The sequence below is a fragment of the Kosmotoga sp. genome, assembly GCF_982836095.1.
Genome location: NZ_CEYIHJ010000005.1, coordinates 28,944 through 29,225 on the forward strand (window position 1 = coordinate 28,944; position 282 = coordinate 29,225).

At 36.5% G+C, this 282-nt stretch carries 1 protein-coding gene; it reads left to right on the forward strand.

From position 1 onward, the window contains the following. The first annotated feature begins 17 nt into the window (after window positions 1-17). Window positions 18-281, forward strand: coding sequence for a 4Fe-4S binding protein (locus tag AC3LHT_RS00915; RefSeq protein WP_488661702.1), 264 nt, complete (start codon window positions 18-20; stop codon window positions 279-281). Window position 282: the final 1 nt, after the last annotated feature.

A 282-nucleotide genomic window follows, 5' to 3' on the forward strand; every position in this document is an offset into this window, starting at 1 on the left:
CACCAGGAGGTGATTGCATGAGAATTCGACTATTGACAGTATTGAGATTGACCTCAGAGATACTGGCACTGCTACTCTTCGTTTTTCTGTTGAAAAATAAAATGTTGCAATTATGGTTGGTTATTTTCGGTGCTTCGATACTGGGTTCTTTTCTTTTTGGGAGATTTTATTGTGGATGGATTTGTCCCATGGAAACGCTTTTCAGACCTATCAATTGGATCTACGCGAAGTTGAAAATAAAGAGACTTTTCCTTTATTATGAAGATATCATGATCTTATAGA